This window comes from Acinetobacter sp. AOR34_HL (assembly GCF_027854795.1).
Lineage (GTDB): Bacteria > Pseudomonadota > Gammaproteobacteria > Pseudomonadales > Moraxellaceae > Acinetobacter > Acinetobacter junii.
Map to the genome: position 1 here is coordinate 94,612 of NZ_JAKTID010000077.1, position 19,089 is coordinate 113,700.

Genomic DNA, 19,089 nt, shown 5'->3' on the forward strand with positions numbered 1-19,089 from the left:
ACAATGGTATAAGCATTTATTCAGCATTCTTAGCTTGTTCAGCATTTTTTTGATCTTCAAACTTCTTTGCAATCTCAGCACGTTGTTGATCATATTTACGTTTTGTTTCTGCATCACTTCTTGCTGCAATAAAAGCCATACCAACAATAAATATTGGTATCAATAAACCCAAAGCCATTAAACCCCATGGGATTTGCTTTTTTTCAACTGAATTCTGACTCATAGTATTCAAAATGCGCTATCAAAATCGATGCAACAATATAACAAAAAAGAGCCTCACTGATGAGACTCTTTTTTGATTTACAAGTTCTACAATCTAATCACCATATCGTTGAATAATTAAGAACTCGCACCTGTACACTGCGGGTCTTTGCTTACATCAATTTTTGCAGGATCAATCACCACATTTGTCTTAGCAGGCATTTTCTCTTGAATAAAGTTATAAATGTCTAAGTTTTTACATACGATCGCTTGCGTATGTGTTGCATTAAGCACAGGTTTTAATTCCACCTCATCAGAACCTAATGCCTGTAAATTAGCTACCAATGCCTGAGTCACTGGGAAAGGAACGTTAGTGTCAGCTGTACCTTGTACAACTAAGACAGGCTTATCAATTCGCTTAGTTCCAGGCTGATTATCTACCAAAAACTTCTGAACGGTTGGATTGGTTTTAAAATTGTTTGTATCTAATCCAGGGTAATCCATCACTTTTTTATCTGGATTATCTGTCATAAATTTGATGATATCTGCTTTGAACTTCTCGATGAGATTTACACTTGGGTCACTTTCATTATCAAGACATAAACCATTTTCACCAGTTGTACCTTCAGCAAACTCTGCTAATGATTTAGCACGATCTTGGAAAATATCTCGATAATCAAATCTTGGTTCATATGCTTTGATACCAACACCCGTTAAAGCAGCGTATGCCAGTAGCGTTGCGTAAGAATCTACAGACACACGATTTACTAATGGAACATTATTGGCTACTTCTTCCTGCTCGATGTTTGCCAATGCAGCTGGAGCGACTTCAAGAATAATCTTACCTAAACTTGAAGCTGGTGCTCCAGCAACCGCCCCTTTATAAGATACATCAGCATTTGCATATTCAGCCGTACCAATAGAAGCTTGCCCACCTTGAGACTGCCCTACTGACATCCATGCACCATTTAATTGGGTGCCATAACGATCTTTAACCGCTTGCATCGCTGAGATAGCAGATTTTGCTTCACTTGCTAAATTAAGATAAGGATGGATACCAGCCGTTCCCAAACCCTCGTAATCAGGTGCAACCACCACATAACCAGCAGCAAGTAGGGTTTCAGCTAAAATTCTAAAACGCGGATTAAGCACATTATTACTAGGAGCACAGCTATCAGCGACTCCCACTGTTCCATGTTCCCATACCACTACACGATAACCATCGCTTGGTGCAGCAACCTTAGGAAACATAACCATCGCAGTCGCTTTTGCTGTTTTACCCTGAACATTAGTCATGTTATAGGTCATAACTTTGATCGATGCTGCAAAAGTCAAATTATCTTTTGAATAGCTACTTTCTGAAATATATGTTTTATCTTTATTGCTGCTTGAATAACCATCATTACTGTCATTACACGCAAATAGAAATAAAGCAGAGATTGAAAAGCTAATTGCTAATCCAATTTTAGACCGTTTCATAAAATTTTCTTTTAGTCTTGTTTTTGTGTGCACGAAACTACATGCGACTTTATTAAGGCATAAAAAAAGTGTTCTGCATAGAACACTTTTCAACTAATTGGTCATTTTAAACCACTAATTGTAAAAAGATTCCTAGAAAAATTATCATTCCAACCCATCTATTGTGACGAAATGCCCAAAAACAAAGTTGCGGATCCCTATCTAGAGTCTTAAATGTTTGATAAATAAAATCTCCAGCAACAACAATCAATCCAGCTATTCCAAAAGGTACAAGCAGACTTTCGATATACAATGCAATGCCGATCAATACCAAACTCACAAGCTGCAAAACACCAATAATTTGTATATCGTAGCGACCAAATAAAATAGCCGTCGATTTGACCCCAATTTTTAAATCATATTCACGATCTGTGATCGCGTACTGGGTGTCATATGCTACAGTCCATGCCAAATTGCCAAAATAAAGCAACCAACAAGTCAAATCTGGGGTCTGCCCAACAGCGGCATATGCCATTGGAATTGACCAAGAAAATGCAGCACCGAGAAAAACTTGTGGTAGATGCGTATAACGTTTCATAAATGGATATATGAACGCTAACAATAGCGCTCCAAATGACCAATAAAATGCTTCTATAGGCAAGAACAACAACAAACTTGCACTAAGCACTACCAAGGCTAAAAAAACAAATACTGCTTCCTTTGCTTTGATCACACCTGTGGCTAAAGGACGATTTTTCGTTCGTTCTACATGTGCATCTACTTTACGATCAGCAAAATCATTAATTGCACAACCCGCAGCACGCATAAATAAGCATCCCAAAGCCATGATTAGTAATATCTTAAGATCAGGTATACCCTTAGATGCAATCCATAACGCCCACATGGTTGGCCAAAAAACCAATTCCGTACCAATCGGCTTATCAAATCTACATAGATAATAATAGGCTTCTAAACGTTGTCGCCATGTTATATGTTGCACTGTTTCCATGAGTAATCCTGAGAGTCAATGCTGTCGAATAAACTGTTCAAAAGCAGGCAAAAAAGTTTCCTGCACAATAAATTTACACCCATGCCATGTATAACAACTTTGTCTAGTCCAGCCGTCATCAAGTTGAATAACACGTCGTTCACACTGAGGATCAGTTCTTTGAAATAAGAACCAACCGATTGGCTTATTGCGTATATATTTAAATATTCTTGCTTTTTTTTGTAGACTAAGAATCGGGAAAATACTTTTTGCCTTCACCCAAGGCTCTCGCTCGCTACCATATAAATGAGTTTCACGTACCCAAGCAACATGATGGTAAGGCATTAACATCCATTTACTGTCAGCAAATGTTAAACGTTGATAATGCTCTCTAATCCGCTCAACATGGAAATCACCACGAGCAAGATCAGTAAGTTGTTGAGTTAATGAACCTGATGCGTACAACCATTTTTTTAATTCTTTAGGAATCTGCTTTGAATTTATTGTGTTTGGTCGTAAATTTCGCATGCTTGGCTCACTAAAAACATCGCATCTAGTTTACATGAATTTTTTAATAAAAAGCGTATGACTTTCAATTGAATCAAAGCATAAAAAAAGCTCGCCGAAGCGAGCTTTTTTATTTGGGATGTATTACAAGCTGTAGTACATATCAAATTCAACTGGGTGAGTAGTCGTGTTAAGACGACGTACATCTTCAGTTTTAAGTTCGATGTAAGCATCTAACATTTCTTTAGTGAATACACCGCCTTTTAATAAGAACTCGTGATCCGCTTTAAGAGCATCAATCGCCATTTCTAAGTTGTGAGCAACTGTTGGGATTTTTGCTTCTTCTTCAGGAGGAAGATCGTATAAGTTTTTGTCAGCTGCTTCACCTGGGTGGATCTTGTTCTGTATACCATCAAGACCAGCCATCAACAATGCAGCAAAACCTAAATACGGGTTCATCATTGGATCTGGGAAACGAGCTTCAATACGCTTGCCTTTAGGGCTAGAAACATATGGAATACGGATTGACGCAGAACGGTTACGCGCTGAATAAGCAAGCATAATTGGCGCTTCATAGTGAGGAACCAAACGCTTATAAGAGTTCGTAGATGGGTTAGTAATCGCATTTAATGCACGCGCGTGCTTGATTACACCACCGATGAAGAACAATGCCATTTCTGATAAACCAGCATATTCATCACCAGCAAACAAGTTCTTGCCATCTTTAGAGATAGACATATGAACGTGCATACCAGAACCGTTATCACCTACCATTGGCTTAGGCATGAAAGTCGCTGTTTTGCCATATTGGTGAGCAACGTTCCAAACTGCATATTTGAACTGTTGAACTTCGTCCGCTTTACGAACTAATGTATTGAAGCTCACACCAATTTCTAATTGGCAAGAAGCAACTTCGTGGTGATGTACTTCTACACGACCTGGACCCATGATGTCTTCAATACGTGCACACATTTCAGCACGCATGTCTTGATGTGAGTCAACTGGAGGAACTGGGAAGTAACCACCTTTCACACGTGGACGGTGACCAGAGTTACCAGCTTCGTAATCTTTACCAGTAGACCATGCAGCTTCTTCAGCGATTAGTGTATGGCGAGCGCCAGACATATCGATATCCCATTTAACTTCGTCGAAAACGAAGAATTCTGGTTCTGGACCAAAGAATGCTGTATCACCGATACCTGTAGATTTTAAATATTCTTCAGCACGACGAGCAATCGAACGTGGGTCACGCTCGTAACCTTGACCAGTAGATGGCTCAATAACGTCACAAGTCACAACAACAGTTGGCTCAGCAAAGAACGGGTCAAGAAAACCTGTTTCAGCATCTGGACGTAAGATCATGTCAGAAGCTTCAATGCCTTTCCAACCAGCGATTGAAGAACCATCGAACATTTTACCATCTTCAAATGTATCTTCATCAATCGTGTCAGCTGGGTAAGTTACGTGTTGCTCTTTACCCTTAGTATCAGTAAAGCGAAAATCGACCCATTTTGCGCCACTTTCTTTGATGAGTTGAAGGACCTTGTTCGCCATGCTCATTTGCTCCAATGAAATTTATATGCACTTGTTAAGTGCGTGTTAGTTGTTGGTGTACAATTAGCAATTATCATACCAACAATTTTAAAGCATACCTAAAACATTGAAATTCTTTGCAGAAAAAATGCTTTAAGCTCCATGTCCTATGTCTTCTATAATGTTTGCAATCGCAAATGCACCATATTCACACATTTCCATTTCAGCCCGTCCCCAAAAAAGACATAATGAACCAAAATAGTGCAGTATATGCAACAAAGAACTATTGTAGTGCTAAATTACGCCATCATTTATTAGCATAAATTGGCTTTTTATATCATTCTTTTGGAGTACATTCCAATCAATTCCACTGGACTTTCGATTCACCGACATGTTTTTTTATCAAACCTTTAAATTTTAAAATAATATTGATAATTATTTGTGTGTCAAAAGCTCATTTTGAACTGACGACTTACTCGACCAAATTAGAAATATTGAACATTGAGCTTCTGTTTTTGCTATGATTATTTACCCTAACGATCTTGAACATATTTTTATATATTCTTAGTAACGGATATTGAATTGTTTTGATCGGTCAATTGAATCCTAAAAGCACAATAAAGTGCATATTTTCAAAAGGTTATAATCATGCTTCTAATGATTGACAATTATGACAGTTTTACTTACAACATCGTTCAATACTTTGGCGAGTTGAATCAAGAAGTAAAAGTTGTTCGTAATGATCAAGTGACATTAGAGGAAATCGAACGATGGCAGCCTAAATACCTAGTGATTGGCCCTGGTCCTTGTTCACCGACTGAAGCTGGGATTTCAATACCTGCGATCAATCATTTTGCTGGAAAAATTCCATTACTAGGCGTTTGTTTAGGGCATCAAGCGATTGGACAAGCTTTTGGTGGCAATATTATCCGTGCTAAAACAGTCATGCATGGTCGTTTATCTGATATGCACCATAGTGATAAAGGAATTTTTAGTAATTTACCCTCTCCTTTTGCTGCTACTCGCTACCACTCTCTAGTGATTGAACAAGAAACACTGCCTGATTGCTTAGAAGTTACCTGCTGGACTAATCAACCAGATGGCACGATTGAAGAAATTATGGGTGTGAAGCATAAAACCTTACCTGTTGAAGGCGTCCAATTCCATCCTGAATCAATTTTAAGCGAACATGGGCATCAGATTTTTAAAAACTTCTTGGATATTTATGCATAATCGCAAGAATTAACAAATTCTCATTCTTTAAACAGCCTATTTTATGAATAGGCTGTTTTTATTTTGAACATATAAAATCAATATAGAACTTATACACACTGGTTAAATTTTCAGCATTAAAATCAAACAAGAAACATTTATTTAGAACAATTCATTCTTTTTCAATAATTAATCAACTTTTCATTCATTTTCAAAAGAAAATTAAAACATAGGTTTCTGACAATTTAGACTCCTTTTTAATTTTTTAGATTAACTATAGTCATAGGAATGATTAAGCTTCAGGGGTAACTGGATGATAGAATCTGAATATTATTTTTTATTTATCTCCCCCTGAAATACCAATCAGGATAGCCTTATTGTGAATACCTTGGTTTTATTGAATATTATTGTATTTTTCTTGCTCATGGCAGGATTGTTTTTTACTTATCGGGCATATTGGAGCCTTGCAAAAAAAGTGCTCATCGGTATGGGTGTCGGTATCATTTATGGTCTAGTATTAAAAACGGTTTATGCAGACAGTTCTATTATTGCAGAGTCGGTGACGTGGTTTAATTTAGTTGGTAATGGTTATGTTCAACTGTTACAAATGGTGATCATGCCACTTATTTTTATCTCGATTTTAAGTGCAGTTGTTAAACTTCATCAAACGACTTCGCTCGGTAAAATCAGTAGTTTCGTTATCGGTATTTTATTGTTTACCACGGCGATTGCTGCTTTTGTCGGAATTAGTGTGACCAATTTATTTGGTTTAACTGCCGAGGGCTTAGTTCAAGGCACTCAAGAAACAGCCCGACTTGCTGCAATTCAAACTGATTATATCGGTCAAGTCACCAACCTTGATATTCCCAAGTTATTACTTTCGCTACTTCCGCAAAATCCTTTTGCTGATCTGACTGGAGTTCGTCCAACCGCAATTATTAGTGTTGTAATTTTCTCTGCTTTTTTAGGGGTTGCAGCACTTAAGCTGATGGATAAAGATCCAATCAATGGTGAGAGAATTAGAAATGGAATTGAAGCTCTACAAGCATTAATCATTAGCTTAGTTCGTTTGGTCATGCAATTTACACCGTATGGTGTATTCGCATTAATGGCAAAAATGGTTGCTACGGCAAATGTTGCTGATATCGTGAAACTAGGTGAATTTCTTGTCGCGTCCTATCTGGGTCTTACGATTATGTTCATCGTCCATGCGTTGATTTTGCTTTTTGTCCGTGTCAATCCCATCGAGTTTTTCAAAAAGGTTTTTCCTGTTTTAACATTTGCTTTTACCAGCCGATCCAGTGCTGCAAGTATTCCTCTGAATATTGAAGCTCAAACAAAACAACTGGGCGTACCAGAAGGTATTGCTAGTTTTTCAGCTTCTTTCGGAGCGACCATTGGTCAAAATGGATGTGCGGGACTATATCCTGCAATGCTTGCAGTCATGGTGGCACCAACGGTTGGTATTAACCCTTTAGACCCTTTATGGATTGCTCAACTTATCGTAATTGTAACTTTAAGCTCGATTGGGGTTGCTGGTGTCGGTGGTGGAGCAACCTTCGCAGCTTTAATCGTATTACCAGCTATGGGTTTACCCGTAACATTAGTCGCTTTACTTATCTCAATTGAGCCATTAATTGATATGGGACGCACTGCGCTAAACGTAAATGGATCTATGACAGCTGGTGTAGCAACAAGTCAACTACTCGGTGTTAGAGATACCGTGACTAAGGATTAAGATTTGTCAGGTCATAAAAGCCAATCATGCTATTTGTGATTGGCTTTTTTAGTACAAATTTTTTTAATTCAATCATTTCTATCAGAGAATTTTAACCTCTTCTCCAACTCTGATAATACCTTCTCCACGATGTAATGCATTTTGCCCCATCATGACTTTATTACCTTGTTTTCGATAAGCCAACATCGCCTGCATGACTTCAGGTTGCTTTTGACTAGTATTAAGATCAATCGTTGGAATGACACAGCGTGAGCATGGTTTAACTAGATCAAATACAATTTCACCAATTTGTATCTGCTGCCATGTGTCTTCTGTAAAAGCCTCACAACCAGAGATGACAATATTCGGTCTAAAACGTCGTACATCCAATGAATATCCAACTTTTTCGGAAAGAAATTGGACAGATGCTTCACTTAAAATCAAAAAGGGAAAACCATCTGCAAAACCTACACGATCTCCAAATTGTGCGTATTCAAGATCGACTTGGCGAATCGTTTCCTGTGGCATATAAACCAACTGTACTTTTTTGCCTAATTTATCACTGATCCAATCATTCACGGGATGATCAATACGATTTCCTTTTACCTGATCTTGCCAAACAGTTACAAGGCGTTCGTCTTTATGCCCCTGAGCCTCAATTAAACTGAGTTCCATATGTTCAGAGTGATAATAAAAGCGAATGATTTCTGATGAAATAGCAACTCCTATTTGTCCCATTTCAGCAATTTGTCGCTGAGTCACAAAACGACCATCGCAATCAACTAGCATCCATCTACGATCCCACTTTGGTCCAAAACTATCAATTTCCATTTCAGATAGTTGATTTCCTCTACAAGATTTCACTGGATAATTTAAAAGTTGACTGACGTACATATCGATATTCTCATCAAGACAGTAATTTATAAATTCAATTTTTATCAACCAAGTATAATAGTGGAAAATTATAGCAATATGTCTATATTTAGAGCACATCAGCTTTTTATTCAAAGCATATAAAATCCACTTTATTTTCTGATAACATAACTCTCTAGCTTTTAGCTCAAGTATTACTCTTTCGTCATACCGAACCAATTGCGACCAAATCAGGTTATTTTCAAATTTTAATCAATCCTAATACTGTAACTCATGACTATGAATATCCAACAGGCACTGAATCACATTACTAAAAATATTCATCTTACCCAACCTCAAATGGAAGATGTAATGCGCAGTATCATGCAAGGTGAAGCAACTGATGCACAAATTGGCGCATTGATGATGGGCTTGCGTATGAAGGGTGAAAGTATTGATGAAATAACTGCGGCTGCGCGTATCATGCGTGAGTTTGCGATTAAAATTGATGTCAGTGATATTCCACATTTGGTTGATATTGTTGGTACAGGTGGCGATGGTCAAAATTTATTTAACGTCTCTACAGCATCTAGTTTTGTAATTGCTGCCGCTGGTGCAACCATTGCGAAACATGGCAATCGTGGTGTATCGAGTAAATCTGGTTCCTCTGATGTACTTGAACAGATGGGTATCCAACTTGATTTGGATATGCAGCAAACTGAACGTTGCATCCGTGAAATTGGTGTAGGTTTTCTATTTGCGCCAAATCATCATAAAGCAATGCGTTATGCGGTTGCTCCACGTCGTGAGCTAGGTATTCGCAGTATTTTTAATTTACTCGGCCCTCTTACCAATCCGGCTGGTGTCAATCGTTTCGTCATAGGTGTGTTCTCAGATGAACTTTGCCGACCAATCGCAGAGGTTTTAAAACAACTCGGTGCTGTGCACGTAATGGTTGTACATTCTAAAGATGGTTTAGATGAAATCAGTCTTGCTGCGCCAACTACTGTGGCTGAACTTAAAGATGGTGAAATCACTGAATGGACACTTACACCTGATGAAGTAGGTATCCCATCGCAAACCCTTACAGGTTTAGTGGTGAATAGCTCAGAAGAAAGTTTAAAGTTGATCAAGGATGCTTTGAGTCGAGATAAGTCTGAAATTGGTGAAAAAGCAGCAAATATGATTGCTTTGAACGCTGGTGCTGGTATTTACGTGGCTGGCATGACTAAAACATATAAACAAGCAGTTGAACTCGCTCAAGATATTCTTTATGGCGGTCAAGCCTTGGAAAAAATGAGTATCTTGGCTGAATTTACTAAAACATTGAAACAATATCAGGCTGACTAAGGACTTCTCATGATCGATATTCAAAATACCATTTTAGGTAAAATTGTTGACCGCAAACATGAGGAGCTTACTGCACGTTTAAAACAACGTAGTTTGCATGATGTAGAACAGTGGGCAAAAGAAGCAACACCTGTTCGTGGTTTTGCGAATGCTTTACAACACAAACGTCCCGCTGTTATCGCTGAAATCAAGAAGGCATCACCTTCCAAGGGCGTGATTCGTGCAGATTTTAATCCCGCTGAAATTGCACAGCAATATGAACAAGCAGGTGCAGCCTGTCTCTCTGTTTTAACAGATGTAGACTTTTTCCAAGGTGCTGATGAGAATATTGCAATTGCGCGTCAGCATTGTTCCCTACCAGCATTACGTAAAGATTTCTTGATTGATCCTTATAATGTTGTTGAAGCACGTGCCTTACATGCCGATTGTATTTTGTTAATCGTGGCATGTTTATCTGATCAACAACTTGAAGAAATGTCGAAGACCGCATTTGAACATCAGCTTGATATTCTGGTCGAAGTACATGATGAACATGAGTTAGAGCGTGCATTAAAACTCTCTGAACAATGCATTTTAGGTGTGAATAATCGCAACCTTAAAACCTTTGATGTAGATTTGAATACTTCTATCCGTTTGAAGAAGTTGTTACCTGCTTCTCGTGTGTTAGTCACTGAAAGTGGTATCGCCACTCCTGCTGATGTCCAAATGATGCAGGAAAATGATATTCATACTTTCCTAGTTGGTGAGAGCTTTATGAAACAGCCTAAACCAGATCAAGCATTTGCAGCATTGTTTGGAAAGCCTGAGCAAATTTAAATTTATAGCTCAATGCAAAGCCCAATTCTTATGATTGGGCTTTTTTCATATCTCAATCTTATTTTGAAAAGAATAATCATTTAAATTTTATAATAAAGAACCATTCATATTTTTAGGAATAAACATTGAATATTGAGTTTTGTCATCTAAGTAATATTGAAATCGCTGACATTATTTCGTTACTAACTAATGACCGAGTGCTCAAACATATGCCTTTGGCTAAAGATAGCCTATTTGATGAAAAATAATGTCTCACTTGGGTTAAGGGAAAAAAAACAATAGCAAGACCATGGTTATGGTCCTTGGGCATTTCTAGTCGACAATAAATTTGCAGGTTGAGGTGGCTTACAATATGAAGATGGAGATGCTGATTTAGCACTAGTGTTACATCCTCAATACTGGGGATTCAGCAAGAAAATCTTTAATGAAATTATAAGAAGAGCATTTAATGAAATGTGGATGGAATCAATCACGATCTTATTCCCCCCCTTACAAGAAATAAATTTAAAGGGGTTTATTTATTAGGATTTGAGCTGGAAAGTGAAATTATGCTTAGTGATGAACTTTTTATAAAATATAGGCTATATAAACCATCAATATGAAATAAGATGATTTAGATAATCAATCATTGTTTTTAGAATAGACCACTACCAAGCTTTCATTGATCAAAAAAATTATGTGAATCTGATTCAGTTCAAATCAACACGGTTTCAGACTATAATTTTCCATCCCTCTCGTATCTTACATATTTTCTTAAAATTATGAGTAAAAATGATTCTTCGCTTTCTAAAGATCAGTTTAATTTACTGAAAGCTTTTAAAAAGCAAATCTCAAATCCTCAATCCAGCAATCTTGTTAAACAAGCAGAGATGAAAAAATCTCAAGCTGTTGAAGAAGAAATGGAAGATACTGAGCTTTTTAAAAAAGCCTTAACAGGCGTAAAGCCAATTGATAATGGTAACATTGCACAAATCAAACCAAAACGCGTAAAAAAAATTGACGCGCAAACCCTTGCAAAACGTGCAGCAGCTGAAGGTAGCGCCGAACAGGAACTCACTGAGATTTCAGATACTCAAGCGATTTTAAATCCTGTGGCAAGCCAAGCTGCATTAAGCTATCGAATTGCAACTTTACAGCACAAAGTATTCGAAGACTTAAAAGCAGGTAAAATTCGTTGGTTTGAAGCTGTAGATTTACATGGTTGTACTGTCGAGCAAGCACGTGCCGCAGTTTTACAAATCATTCAGATGGCTAAAGACGAAAATCAAAATGTCATCAAAATTGTTCATGGTAAAGGTCCAGAAGCGATTTTAAAAACCTATGTAAATGGCTGGCTTAGACAACATCGTGATGTACTTGCCTTTGTCAGTGCACCTGAAAATCAAGGTGGTACGGGTGCTGTTCTCGTGCTACTAAAACGTGCAGAAAAGAATCCAAAGTACAAACAATAATCGGCATTTGACTCAAAATTAAGTTTTTGAATCGTTTTCTGATACAATTCCCGTTTTGTTCAACCCACCTAAGTGAACATTGTTATGTCTATGCAGCAATCGTACGCAAATATCTTAACTGCCGTTGGCGAAGATTTGAATCGTCCTGGCCTCAAAGATACGCCTATGCGTGCGGCTAAAGCTTTTTCTTTTTTAACTTCTGGTTATAGTAAAACACTTGAAGAAGTTACAAATAGTGCGGTTTTTCCATCCGATAACCATGAAATGGTATTGGTTAAAAATATTGAATTTTATTCACTTTGTGAACATCACCTACTCCCTTTTTACGGTCGTGTCCACATTGCATATTTGCCTGAAGGTCAGGTTTTAGGTTTATCTAAGTTTGCACGTATTACAGAAATGTTTGCGCGCCGTTTGCAAATTCAAGAAAACTTAACACAACAAATTGCTGAAGCTGTTGCCGAGGTGACACAAGCACGTGGTGTGGCTGTAGTGATCGATTCTGCACATATGTGTATGATGATGCGCGGTGTTGGTAAGCAAGAATCTACCACTCGTACTGTTTCTTTTGTGGGTGATTTTAAAACGGACAAAGATGCACGTCGTGAGTTTTTAAGCGCTGTCCCTGAGAGTTATTAATCAGAGCATTGTCATGACTTCAATCCAATTAGCAGGCTTTGGTGAGTTAATTCAATCTGAAGCCAGCATTGATTATCCTCGGCCTGACCGTTTGGTTAAGGGCAATCCACAACGTCTTACCTATGACTTATATACACACCCACATATGGGATGTGGAATTTGGCAATGTGAAGTGGGTGCTTGGAACATTCAGTTTGCCGATAATAAACAAGAGTTCTTTCAAGTCATTGAGGGCGTTGTTCGTATTCATGATGTCAAAACAGATTCATATATTGAAGTTTCTGCGGGTCAAGCAGGTATTATCCCACCTGCATTTGTGGGTACATTTGAAGTGATTGAAACTGTAAAAAAATACTTTGTTATTGTTGAAGTTTGATAGATTTTTAATCTATCAAACTCTTTAAAATTTAATATTAGAAGAACCAAACATAGCCCAACCCAACTTTACTCCAGTCTTTATGATCTTGCTGTTCGAAGTTCCAATTCAACCTTAAAGCATTATTTGAATTTAAACTATATTGGAGTTGAGAACCTACTCTTAGATTCCACTGACTTTGATCTTCCCAATACGGCAATTCAATTTGCACAACACTATTAATCGTATCCGTCCAGATATTCATACACCCAACTGTTGGTCCTACACCAACTCGCCAACCTTTATCCAGCGAACGACCACCTTGAAAATGACTTTGCATTTGGGCATAACACAAATGTCGACGATCATAATCAGCTAAGCTGTAGCCGACCTGCATATTTAGGTTCATAACACCATGCTGCTGATCATCACTAAAATTTCCTTGATCTAGAGCTTCTTGTTTCCAACCTAAATTAAATCCCCAAGTAATGGGTGATTTAAATGGCTGAATAGGATTATAGGAATTCACGGTCAATAAATCTAAATGTTCGAGCTTGAGTTGATCATCACGATATTGAATATTGCCGTCTAAAAACAATAATTGAGTACCTAAACGATAACCACCTTGAGGATCAATCAGATCATGGTAAGCTTGACGATGTCCTAACTCGATAAACTTCTTTCCTTGTAGTTCACCGACATTTACAGATAGATTTCGCGCATGGTGTCCTTCAACAGGTTGCTTTTTAGGACGCTCAAGCTCTTGACGTTGCTTTTCAACATCAATTTGGCTTCTCTCGGCAAGTAGTTGTCTTAGCTTCGGCTGTGCAAAGTCTGCATCAACCTGACGACTGATATATTGCAGATACAAATCGTCATATGCCATTTCTAAGATTTTTGCTTGATCGTGTCGATTAAATTTCTCTAATAAAAGTTGAGCTTTTTCCACATCTTGAAATGCAATTTGATGGGCAACTTTAGCCAGTGGAGTACCATGTTGTTTTGCTTGTGATAGTAATTGAGTTTCCAAAGCTGGACGGTAGACCACCTCTTTGACTAAGTGTTGTTGATCAACCGCCTTTAACGTTTCAATCGGAATTGCAGCATAATTAAATTGTTTTTTTAAGTCTAAGTTCGGACGAACTAAATCAATTAATCCAAGCAAACGATATGCACAATTATCACTTACGAAATAATAAGGAAAACTCACATGTTGCATTTCCCAAATATGTTCGACTAAGAAACGAGTTTCTTCAGGGGTTAAATTTAACTCGTACTCCCACAAATCACGGCTTTCAAAGTCACCATACTCTTTTACTTTACGATAGTAAGGCATTAAAGAGTATTCACCAGGATACTGCCCTGTTAGACCTTTCCAAGCATATGACCAATTATCTTCACCACTGACTGTCGCTGCATAGTTTACTGCGTATGAAACTAAATTCAGTTGTTTCTGATCTTTAGGATCTAAACGTAGTAAGGTATGCCCAAACATCGAACTTGGATTCCCCATAAAGTCAGTTGCGTAAATCAACGTGGCTTTATAAGGTTTAATTTGATTAATCCATTGATCAAACTCAGGACACTTCACGATTGGAAGCTTTTCGGTATCAATATTGAGTTGTTGGATCAACCAACGACTACGAGCAGGAAGTTTACAACGAATCGATTGATTCTCAGCTGAATTAATAAATAAAGCTTTTACATCGGCTTCTAATTCATTTTTTAAATTATTTTTTCCATCTTTTGCATAAAAATATCCATCATAAGTAACCTCACTTTTTTGCGATTGGTCAGCATACATTAGGCGTTGCCATGTGATGTCTTGATGCAGTTGTTTCTGCTCAGCAATCTTCAAATAATTTTGTATATCGGTTTCAACTGAAGCATGTGCAAAATGGCACATTAAAGTAGTAATGGTGCAAGTTATTAATTTCATTCAGTCGCAAATTTTAAGATTATTAAGAATAAATTATCTATAAGAAAACCCTGCCATTAAGACAGGGTTTTATGTTCAAACGTATTAAACGTAAGCTTTGAGTACAGCGTCTTTCGCCATTACACTTTGTAAAGAATCTAAAACTTGAAGCGTATTTTTATTTTTGCTTGAGTAAATTTCAGCAAAATTTGCTTTAGAAACAGCAAAGAAACGCGCTTTATCTGTTGCTTTGATCTGCATAAGTTCAGCAAGTACGTTTAAGCTTTCACCTTGACCTACTGCCATATCACGCGCTAAAGATTCAGCATTTTCATTTGTAAATGTAACGACTTGAGCCGTAACAGTTCCACCTTGACGGCATCCTAAAGTACCGAAAGTAATACCTAATAACTGGTTAGTAAAAATACCATTTGTAGTCGCAGCAAGGATTTTAGGTGCAATACCTTTTTGTCCTGCCCAAATTTGTGTACCTGCACCACAACCAACATCATTGTCTGCCATAGCTACACTTGAACCAGCTGCTAACAAAGCTGCTAATGCAATTTTTTTTAACATAGGAAAGATCTCCAGTATCAATTATTTATTGGTATTTGTTATCACTATCGTGCTTAGCATTAAATCTATACGCACGTGAATTAAAATAACGAGGTTAGCTTTTTTTAGCAAATAAAATTTGAAATAAAGTTGAAATATTTATATAGAAGTTAATAATCACTTCATTTTAAACTTAACTCTTGAGCTAGTTTAACTGCCAAGTACCTTTTTTATCTCGTTTTCCTAAGATTTTTAATACCAAAACCAAACTTAAGAGTAATAATAAATACCAAGACCCCAATTTCCCCCATCCGACCATATGCCAAGCATCAACCTGGCTTGGATACAGCCAAATTTTATAAAATGTACTAATGTTTTCAGCAATCCAAATCAAAAACGCAAGTAAAAGTAAGATTGGAAGCATCGGCACTTTGAACCGTGAATCACTTAACTGAAAATATAATTTTGTTTTCCAGAAAATAATGATACTCCATGCAAATAGAACCAACCGATAATCTGGAATAAAAAACTTAGTCATAAAGTTTAAATAGGATAAAACTGCCAAACACAACATATTTGCAAATCTTGGCAAGTTCTCAAAAGAAACTTTATATAATCTCAATGAACGAGCAAAAAAACTACCTACAGCTGAATACATAAAACCCGCAAATAGAGGCACAGTTAATAGTTTGAATACTGCAGGTTGTGGATATTGCCAAGAAGCAATTGCTGGATGGGTTAGGAAAATTTCCATCCCCATCGCCATGATATGAAACAAAGCAATCACTTTTGCCTCTGCCCAAGATTCTAACTTTAAATAGATTAGGCAGACTTGAATGCTCAATGCATAAAACAATAGATAATCATAACGGAAGATACCATAATATTCTTGGCTTCCCATCGGTGCTGTTACTGCAAAAGCGATTAAAAGTAACAATCCAAATAAGGCAGCCGAAGCTGCCTTAGTTCCAAAATTTAAAGCTAATCCAATCAAATGCACGAAATGATCCTAATCAATTTAATCATGAAAAATTCGAAGGGATTAACCTAAATATTTCTGGCTGTATGCATGGACAGTATCTACAAAGATCTTCGGCTGAGCTGGATCAACCCATTGAGTAATACCATGACCAAGATTTGCAATATATCCTGTTTTTTCACCATTTTTATAAGCGTCATCGAGCATCGCTTTTACAGATTTTTCAATTGATGCTGCTGATCCATAAAGTACCGCTGGATCTAGATTTCCTTGTAATGCTGCACGACCATTTACAACTTCGCGTGCAGTATAAAGAGGTGTCGTCCAATCTAAGCCAAATGCATCTGCACCTGTAGTTAACATCGTCTCTAACCATTGTCCACCACCTTTGGTAAAGACAATAATCGGAATTCGGCGACCATCTTTTTCTCGTTGAAGCCCTGCAATAATCTTTGTCATATAATTCAATGAGAATTCCACATATTCTCGATGTGCAAGTGCTCCGCCCCAACTATCAAAGATTTGAATCGCTTGCGCACCTGCATCGATCTGTGCGTTCAAATAATCAATTACTGAATCTGCAAGATGATCAAGTAATGCATGTAACACTTCTGGTTGAGCGTACATCATATTTTTAGTGAAACGAAACTCTTTACTTGAGCCCCCTTCAACCATATAAGTTGCTAAAGTCCAAGGACTTCCAGAGAACCCAATTAAAGGGACCTGACCACCTAATGCAGATCGAATCGTGGACACAGCATTCATCACATAGGCTAAATCAGACTTTGAATTTAATTTCGGCAAGTTAGCAACATCTTGCTCTGTCCGTACTGTTTTATGAAACTTTGGGCCTTCACCTGTTTCAAAATACAGACCCAATCCAAGCGCATCTGGAACCGTCAAAATATCAGAAAATAAAATCGCAGCATCCAACTCATAGCGGCGCAACGGTTGCAAAGTAACTTCACAAGCAAATTCAGTGTTTTTACAAAGAGATAAGAAATCACCCGCTTGTGAACGAGTTGCTCTATATTCTGGTAAATAACGCCCTGCTTGACGCATCATCCACACTGGTGTGGTGTCTACAGGCTCACGTAGCAAAGCTCGTAAAAAACGATCATTTTTCAACGTTGTCATTACCAATCTCTAAATTTTTTCATGTGAAACGCATGATAACAAAGTTAACCCAATTTTTATAATTCCAAATCCATACAAAAATTCAGACTTCCTACATTATTTTTTTACTTAGACACAAAACTGCTACTGCAAGCTCACTGATTTTCTGTAATACTTGCAACATCTTATATCTCAATATGAATAATTCTTAAGGTTGAATTACATGTTCGTTCGCTCATTACTCGCTATGAGTTTAAGTTGTATTATTGCCAATGTTGCTTTTGCTGCCCCAACAACTGAGCAACCTTTAAATCCAAAAAAAATCTCGGCACCTGTTCAAGATCCGATTGATCCTTTAGCAGTAGAACGTTCAGCTGCTTCAAGCGTTGTTGCTCAACCAGCATCTAGTGTCGCTGATAATGCAGTTTCTGATCCTCAAGTAAACACAGGTGTTGCTTCAGCAGTTTCTTCAAAACTAGAAAATACTCCTGATACAACCAATACAACTCCAGCACCAAAAGTTACTTGGACTTTAGACAGTCTGAACAATTCAGAATGGTATGAAAATATTGGTAAGGGTCAATTTCCGGTATATGCGCGTGCTCATGTAATGCTAAACAATGCACATGCTTCACCTGGTGCAATTGATGGCTCAAATGGTAAAAACACTTTAAAAGCAATTGCATCTTTCCAACAGATGAATGGTTTAACACCGACAGGTGAACTTACCAAGGAAACTTGGGATGCATTAGTTGCGAAACAAACTAAACCAGCTTATGTAGAATACACAATTACAGAAGCAGATTTGAAAGGTCCATATGCCGAATCAATTCCTTCTGATTATGCTTTACAAGCAAAAATGAAAGGTTTGTATTACACACGTGTAACAGAAATGTTGGGTGAGAAGTTTCATATGGATGAAAACTTCTTGAAAAAGATCAACCCAACAGCAACTTTCAAAAAAGCTGGTGAAAAAATTATTGTTGCCAATGTGCGTAATGATTTACCAGAAGATATTCACTTGATCGTTGCACATAAAGGTGCTCGTCAGCTTTATCTTTTCAACAGTCGCAACCAAATGATTGCTTCATTTCCTGCGACAATTGGTAGTACTGACACGCCTTCTCCGACGGGTACGTATAAAGTAGTTGGCGTTGCAAAAAATCCTTGGTATAGCTATTCACCGTCTAACTTTGTTCAAGGTAATAACCTTAAACCTCTTTCTTTACCACCAGGTCCTAACGCGCCAGTGGGTAATATTTGGATTGGTTTAAGTAAAAAATCATTTGGTATTCATGGTACTCCAAGCCCTTCATTAATCTCTAAAACAGCTTCACATGGCTGTATTCGTTTAACGAACTGGGATGCAAATGATTTGGGTAACAAAGTTCGCTCAGGTGTGACTGTAAAATTCCTTGAATAATTCCAATCATTTCATAATT

Annotated in this window: 18 protein-coding genes and 1 pseudogene; 9 read left to right on the top strand and 10 right to left on the bottom strand. The window is 37.5% G+C overall.

Translation table 11 applies throughout. The features are described from left to right. Window positions 1-16: 16 nt before the first annotated feature. The 5 genes from MKL32_RS12790 to glnA form a co-directional block, all read right to left on the bottom strand. Window positions 17-223 carry a hypothetical protein gene (locus tag MKL32_RS12790; RefSeq protein WP_004912325.1) on the bottom strand — a complete coding sequence of 69 codons (207 nt, stop codon included), beginning with the start codon at window positions 221-223 and terminating at the stop codon, window positions 17-19. A 116-nt stretch (window positions 224-339) separates the two neighbouring features. After that, the gene (locus tag MKL32_RS12795; protein WP_270900624.1) at window positions 340-1,680 is read right to left on the bottom strand and encodes a prolyl oligopeptidase family serine peptidase; all 1,341 of its coding nucleotides are present in this window, start codon (window positions 1,678-1,680) and stop codon (window positions 340-342) included. Window positions 1,681-1,786: 106 nt separating this feature from the next. Next, entirely contained in the window at window positions 1,787-2,668 is an 882-nt protein-coding gene (ubiA, locus tag MKL32_RS12800) for a 4-hydroxybenzoate octaprenyltransferase (protein WP_004963022.1), read from the bottom strand. Window positions 2,669-2,683: 15 nt separating this feature from the next. Beyond that, on the bottom strand, window positions 2,684-3,175 hold the full coding sequence (locus MKL32_RS12805; RefSeq protein ID WP_151830338.1) for a chorismate--pyruvate lyase family protein: 492 nt from the start codon (window positions 3,173-3,175) through the stop codon (window positions 2,684-2,686). 123 nt (window positions 3,176-3,298) lie between these two features. Next, on the bottom strand, window positions 3,299-4,714 hold the full coding sequence (glnA, locus tag MKL32_RS12810; protein WP_270900625.1) for a type I glutamate--ammonia ligase: 1,416 nt from the start codon (window positions 4,712-4,714) through the stop codon (window positions 3,299-3,301). 621 nt (window positions 4,715-5,335) lie between these two features. On the opposite strand from glnA, the gene MKL32_RS12815 reads away from it, so the two are divergent. Then, entirely contained in the window at window positions 5,336-5,920 is a 585-nt protein-coding gene (locus MKL32_RS12815) for an anthranilate synthase component II (RefSeq protein ID WP_270900626.1), read from the top strand. A gap of 358 nt (window positions 5,921-6,278) precedes the next feature. Beyond that, entirely contained in the window at window positions 6,279-7,637 is a 1,359-nt protein-coding gene (locus tag MKL32_RS12820; protein WP_270900627.1) for an L-cystine transporter, read from the top strand. Between the two features lie 81 nt (window positions 7,638-7,718). Here MKL32_RS12820 and MKL32_RS12825 read toward each other — a convergent pair whose 3' ends face one another. Beyond that, entirely contained in the window at window positions 7,719-8,510 is a 792-nt protein-coding gene (locus tag MKL32_RS12825; protein ID WP_075696671.1) for an MOSC domain-containing protein, read from the bottom strand. A 258-nt stretch (window positions 8,511-8,768) separates the two neighbouring features. On the opposite strand from MKL32_RS12825, the gene trpD reads away from it, so the two are divergent. The 6 genes and pseudogenes from trpD to MKL32_RS12850 all read left to right on the top strand — a co-directional run bounded on the left by trpD (window position 8,769) and on the right by MKL32_RS12850 (window position 13,100). Then, window positions 8,769-9,818 (top strand): anthranilate phosphoribosyltransferase, encoded by a 1,050-nt coding sequence (gene trpD / locus MKL32_RS12830; protein ID WP_035338689.1) that lies wholly within the window; start codon window positions 8,769-8,771, stop codon window positions 9,816-9,818. Between the two features lie 9 nt (window positions 9,819-9,827). Then, window positions 9,828-10,634 (top strand): indole-3-glycerol phosphate synthase TrpC, encoded by an 807-nt coding sequence (gene trpC, locus MKL32_RS12835; RefSeq protein WP_212388383.1) that lies wholly within the window; start codon window positions 9,828-9,830, stop codon window positions 10,632-10,634. A gap of 125 nt (window positions 10,635-10,759) precedes the next feature. Next, a pseudogene (locus MKL32_RS16160) lies at window positions 10,760-11,236 on the top strand (GNAT family N-acetyltransferase). A gap of 159 nt (window positions 11,237-11,395) precedes the next feature. Continuing rightward, window positions 11,396-12,085 (top strand): Smr/MutS family protein, encoded by a 690-nt coding sequence (locus MKL32_RS12840; RefSeq protein WP_004955223.1) that lies wholly within the window; start codon window positions 11,396-11,398, stop codon window positions 12,083-12,085. A gap of 90 nt (window positions 12,086-12,175) precedes the next feature. Next, the gene (folE, locus tag MKL32_RS12845) at window positions 12,176-12,724 is read left to right on the top strand and encodes a GTP cyclohydrolase I FolE (RefSeq protein ID WP_017397502.1); all 549 of its coding nucleotides are present in this window, start codon (window positions 12,176-12,178) and stop codon (window positions 12,722-12,724) included. 13 nt (window positions 12,725-12,737) lie between these two features. Further along, window positions 12,738-13,100, top strand: a complete 363-nt coding sequence (locus MKL32_RS12850; RefSeq protein ID WP_004963047.1) for a cupin domain-containing protein — start codon at window positions 12,738-12,740, stop codon at window positions 13,098-13,100. 37 nt (window positions 13,101-13,137) lie between these two features. Here MKL32_RS12850 and MKL32_RS12855 read toward each other — a convergent pair whose 3' ends face one another. From MKL32_RS12855 to hemE, 4 genes are all read right to left on the bottom strand, one after another. After that, window positions 13,138-15,018, bottom strand: a complete 1,881-nt coding sequence (locus MKL32_RS12855; RefSeq protein ID WP_204378875.1) for an Lnb N-terminal periplasmic domain-containing protein — start codon at window positions 15,016-15,018, stop codon at window positions 13,138-13,140. Window positions 15,019-15,102: 84 nt separating this feature from the next. Beyond that, window positions 15,103-15,573 (bottom strand): DUF3015 family protein, encoded by a 471-nt coding sequence (locus MKL32_RS12860; protein WP_004912357.1) that lies wholly within the window; start codon window positions 15,571-15,573, stop codon window positions 15,103-15,105. Window positions 15,574-15,757: 184 nt separating this feature from the next. Further along, complete coding sequence (locus tag MKL32_RS12865; RefSeq protein WP_004963054.1) at window positions 15,758-16,552, bottom strand: DUF817 family protein; 795 nt, start codon at window positions 16,550-16,552, stop codon at window positions 15,758-15,760. A 42-nt stretch (window positions 16,553-16,594) separates the two neighbouring features. Further along, window positions 16,595-17,668, bottom strand: a complete 1,074-nt coding sequence (hemE, locus tag MKL32_RS12870) for a uroporphyrinogen decarboxylase (protein ID WP_004912363.1) — start codon at window positions 17,666-17,668, stop codon at window positions 16,595-16,597. Between the two features lie 202 nt (window positions 17,669-17,870). On the opposite strand from hemE, the gene MKL32_RS12875 reads away from it, so the two are divergent. Next, on the top strand, window positions 17,871-19,070 hold the full coding sequence (locus MKL32_RS12875; protein ID WP_004912365.1) for a L,D-transpeptidase family protein: 1,200 nt from the start codon (window positions 17,871-17,873) through the stop codon (window positions 19,068-19,070). Window positions 19,071-19,089 lie beyond the last annotated feature (19 nt).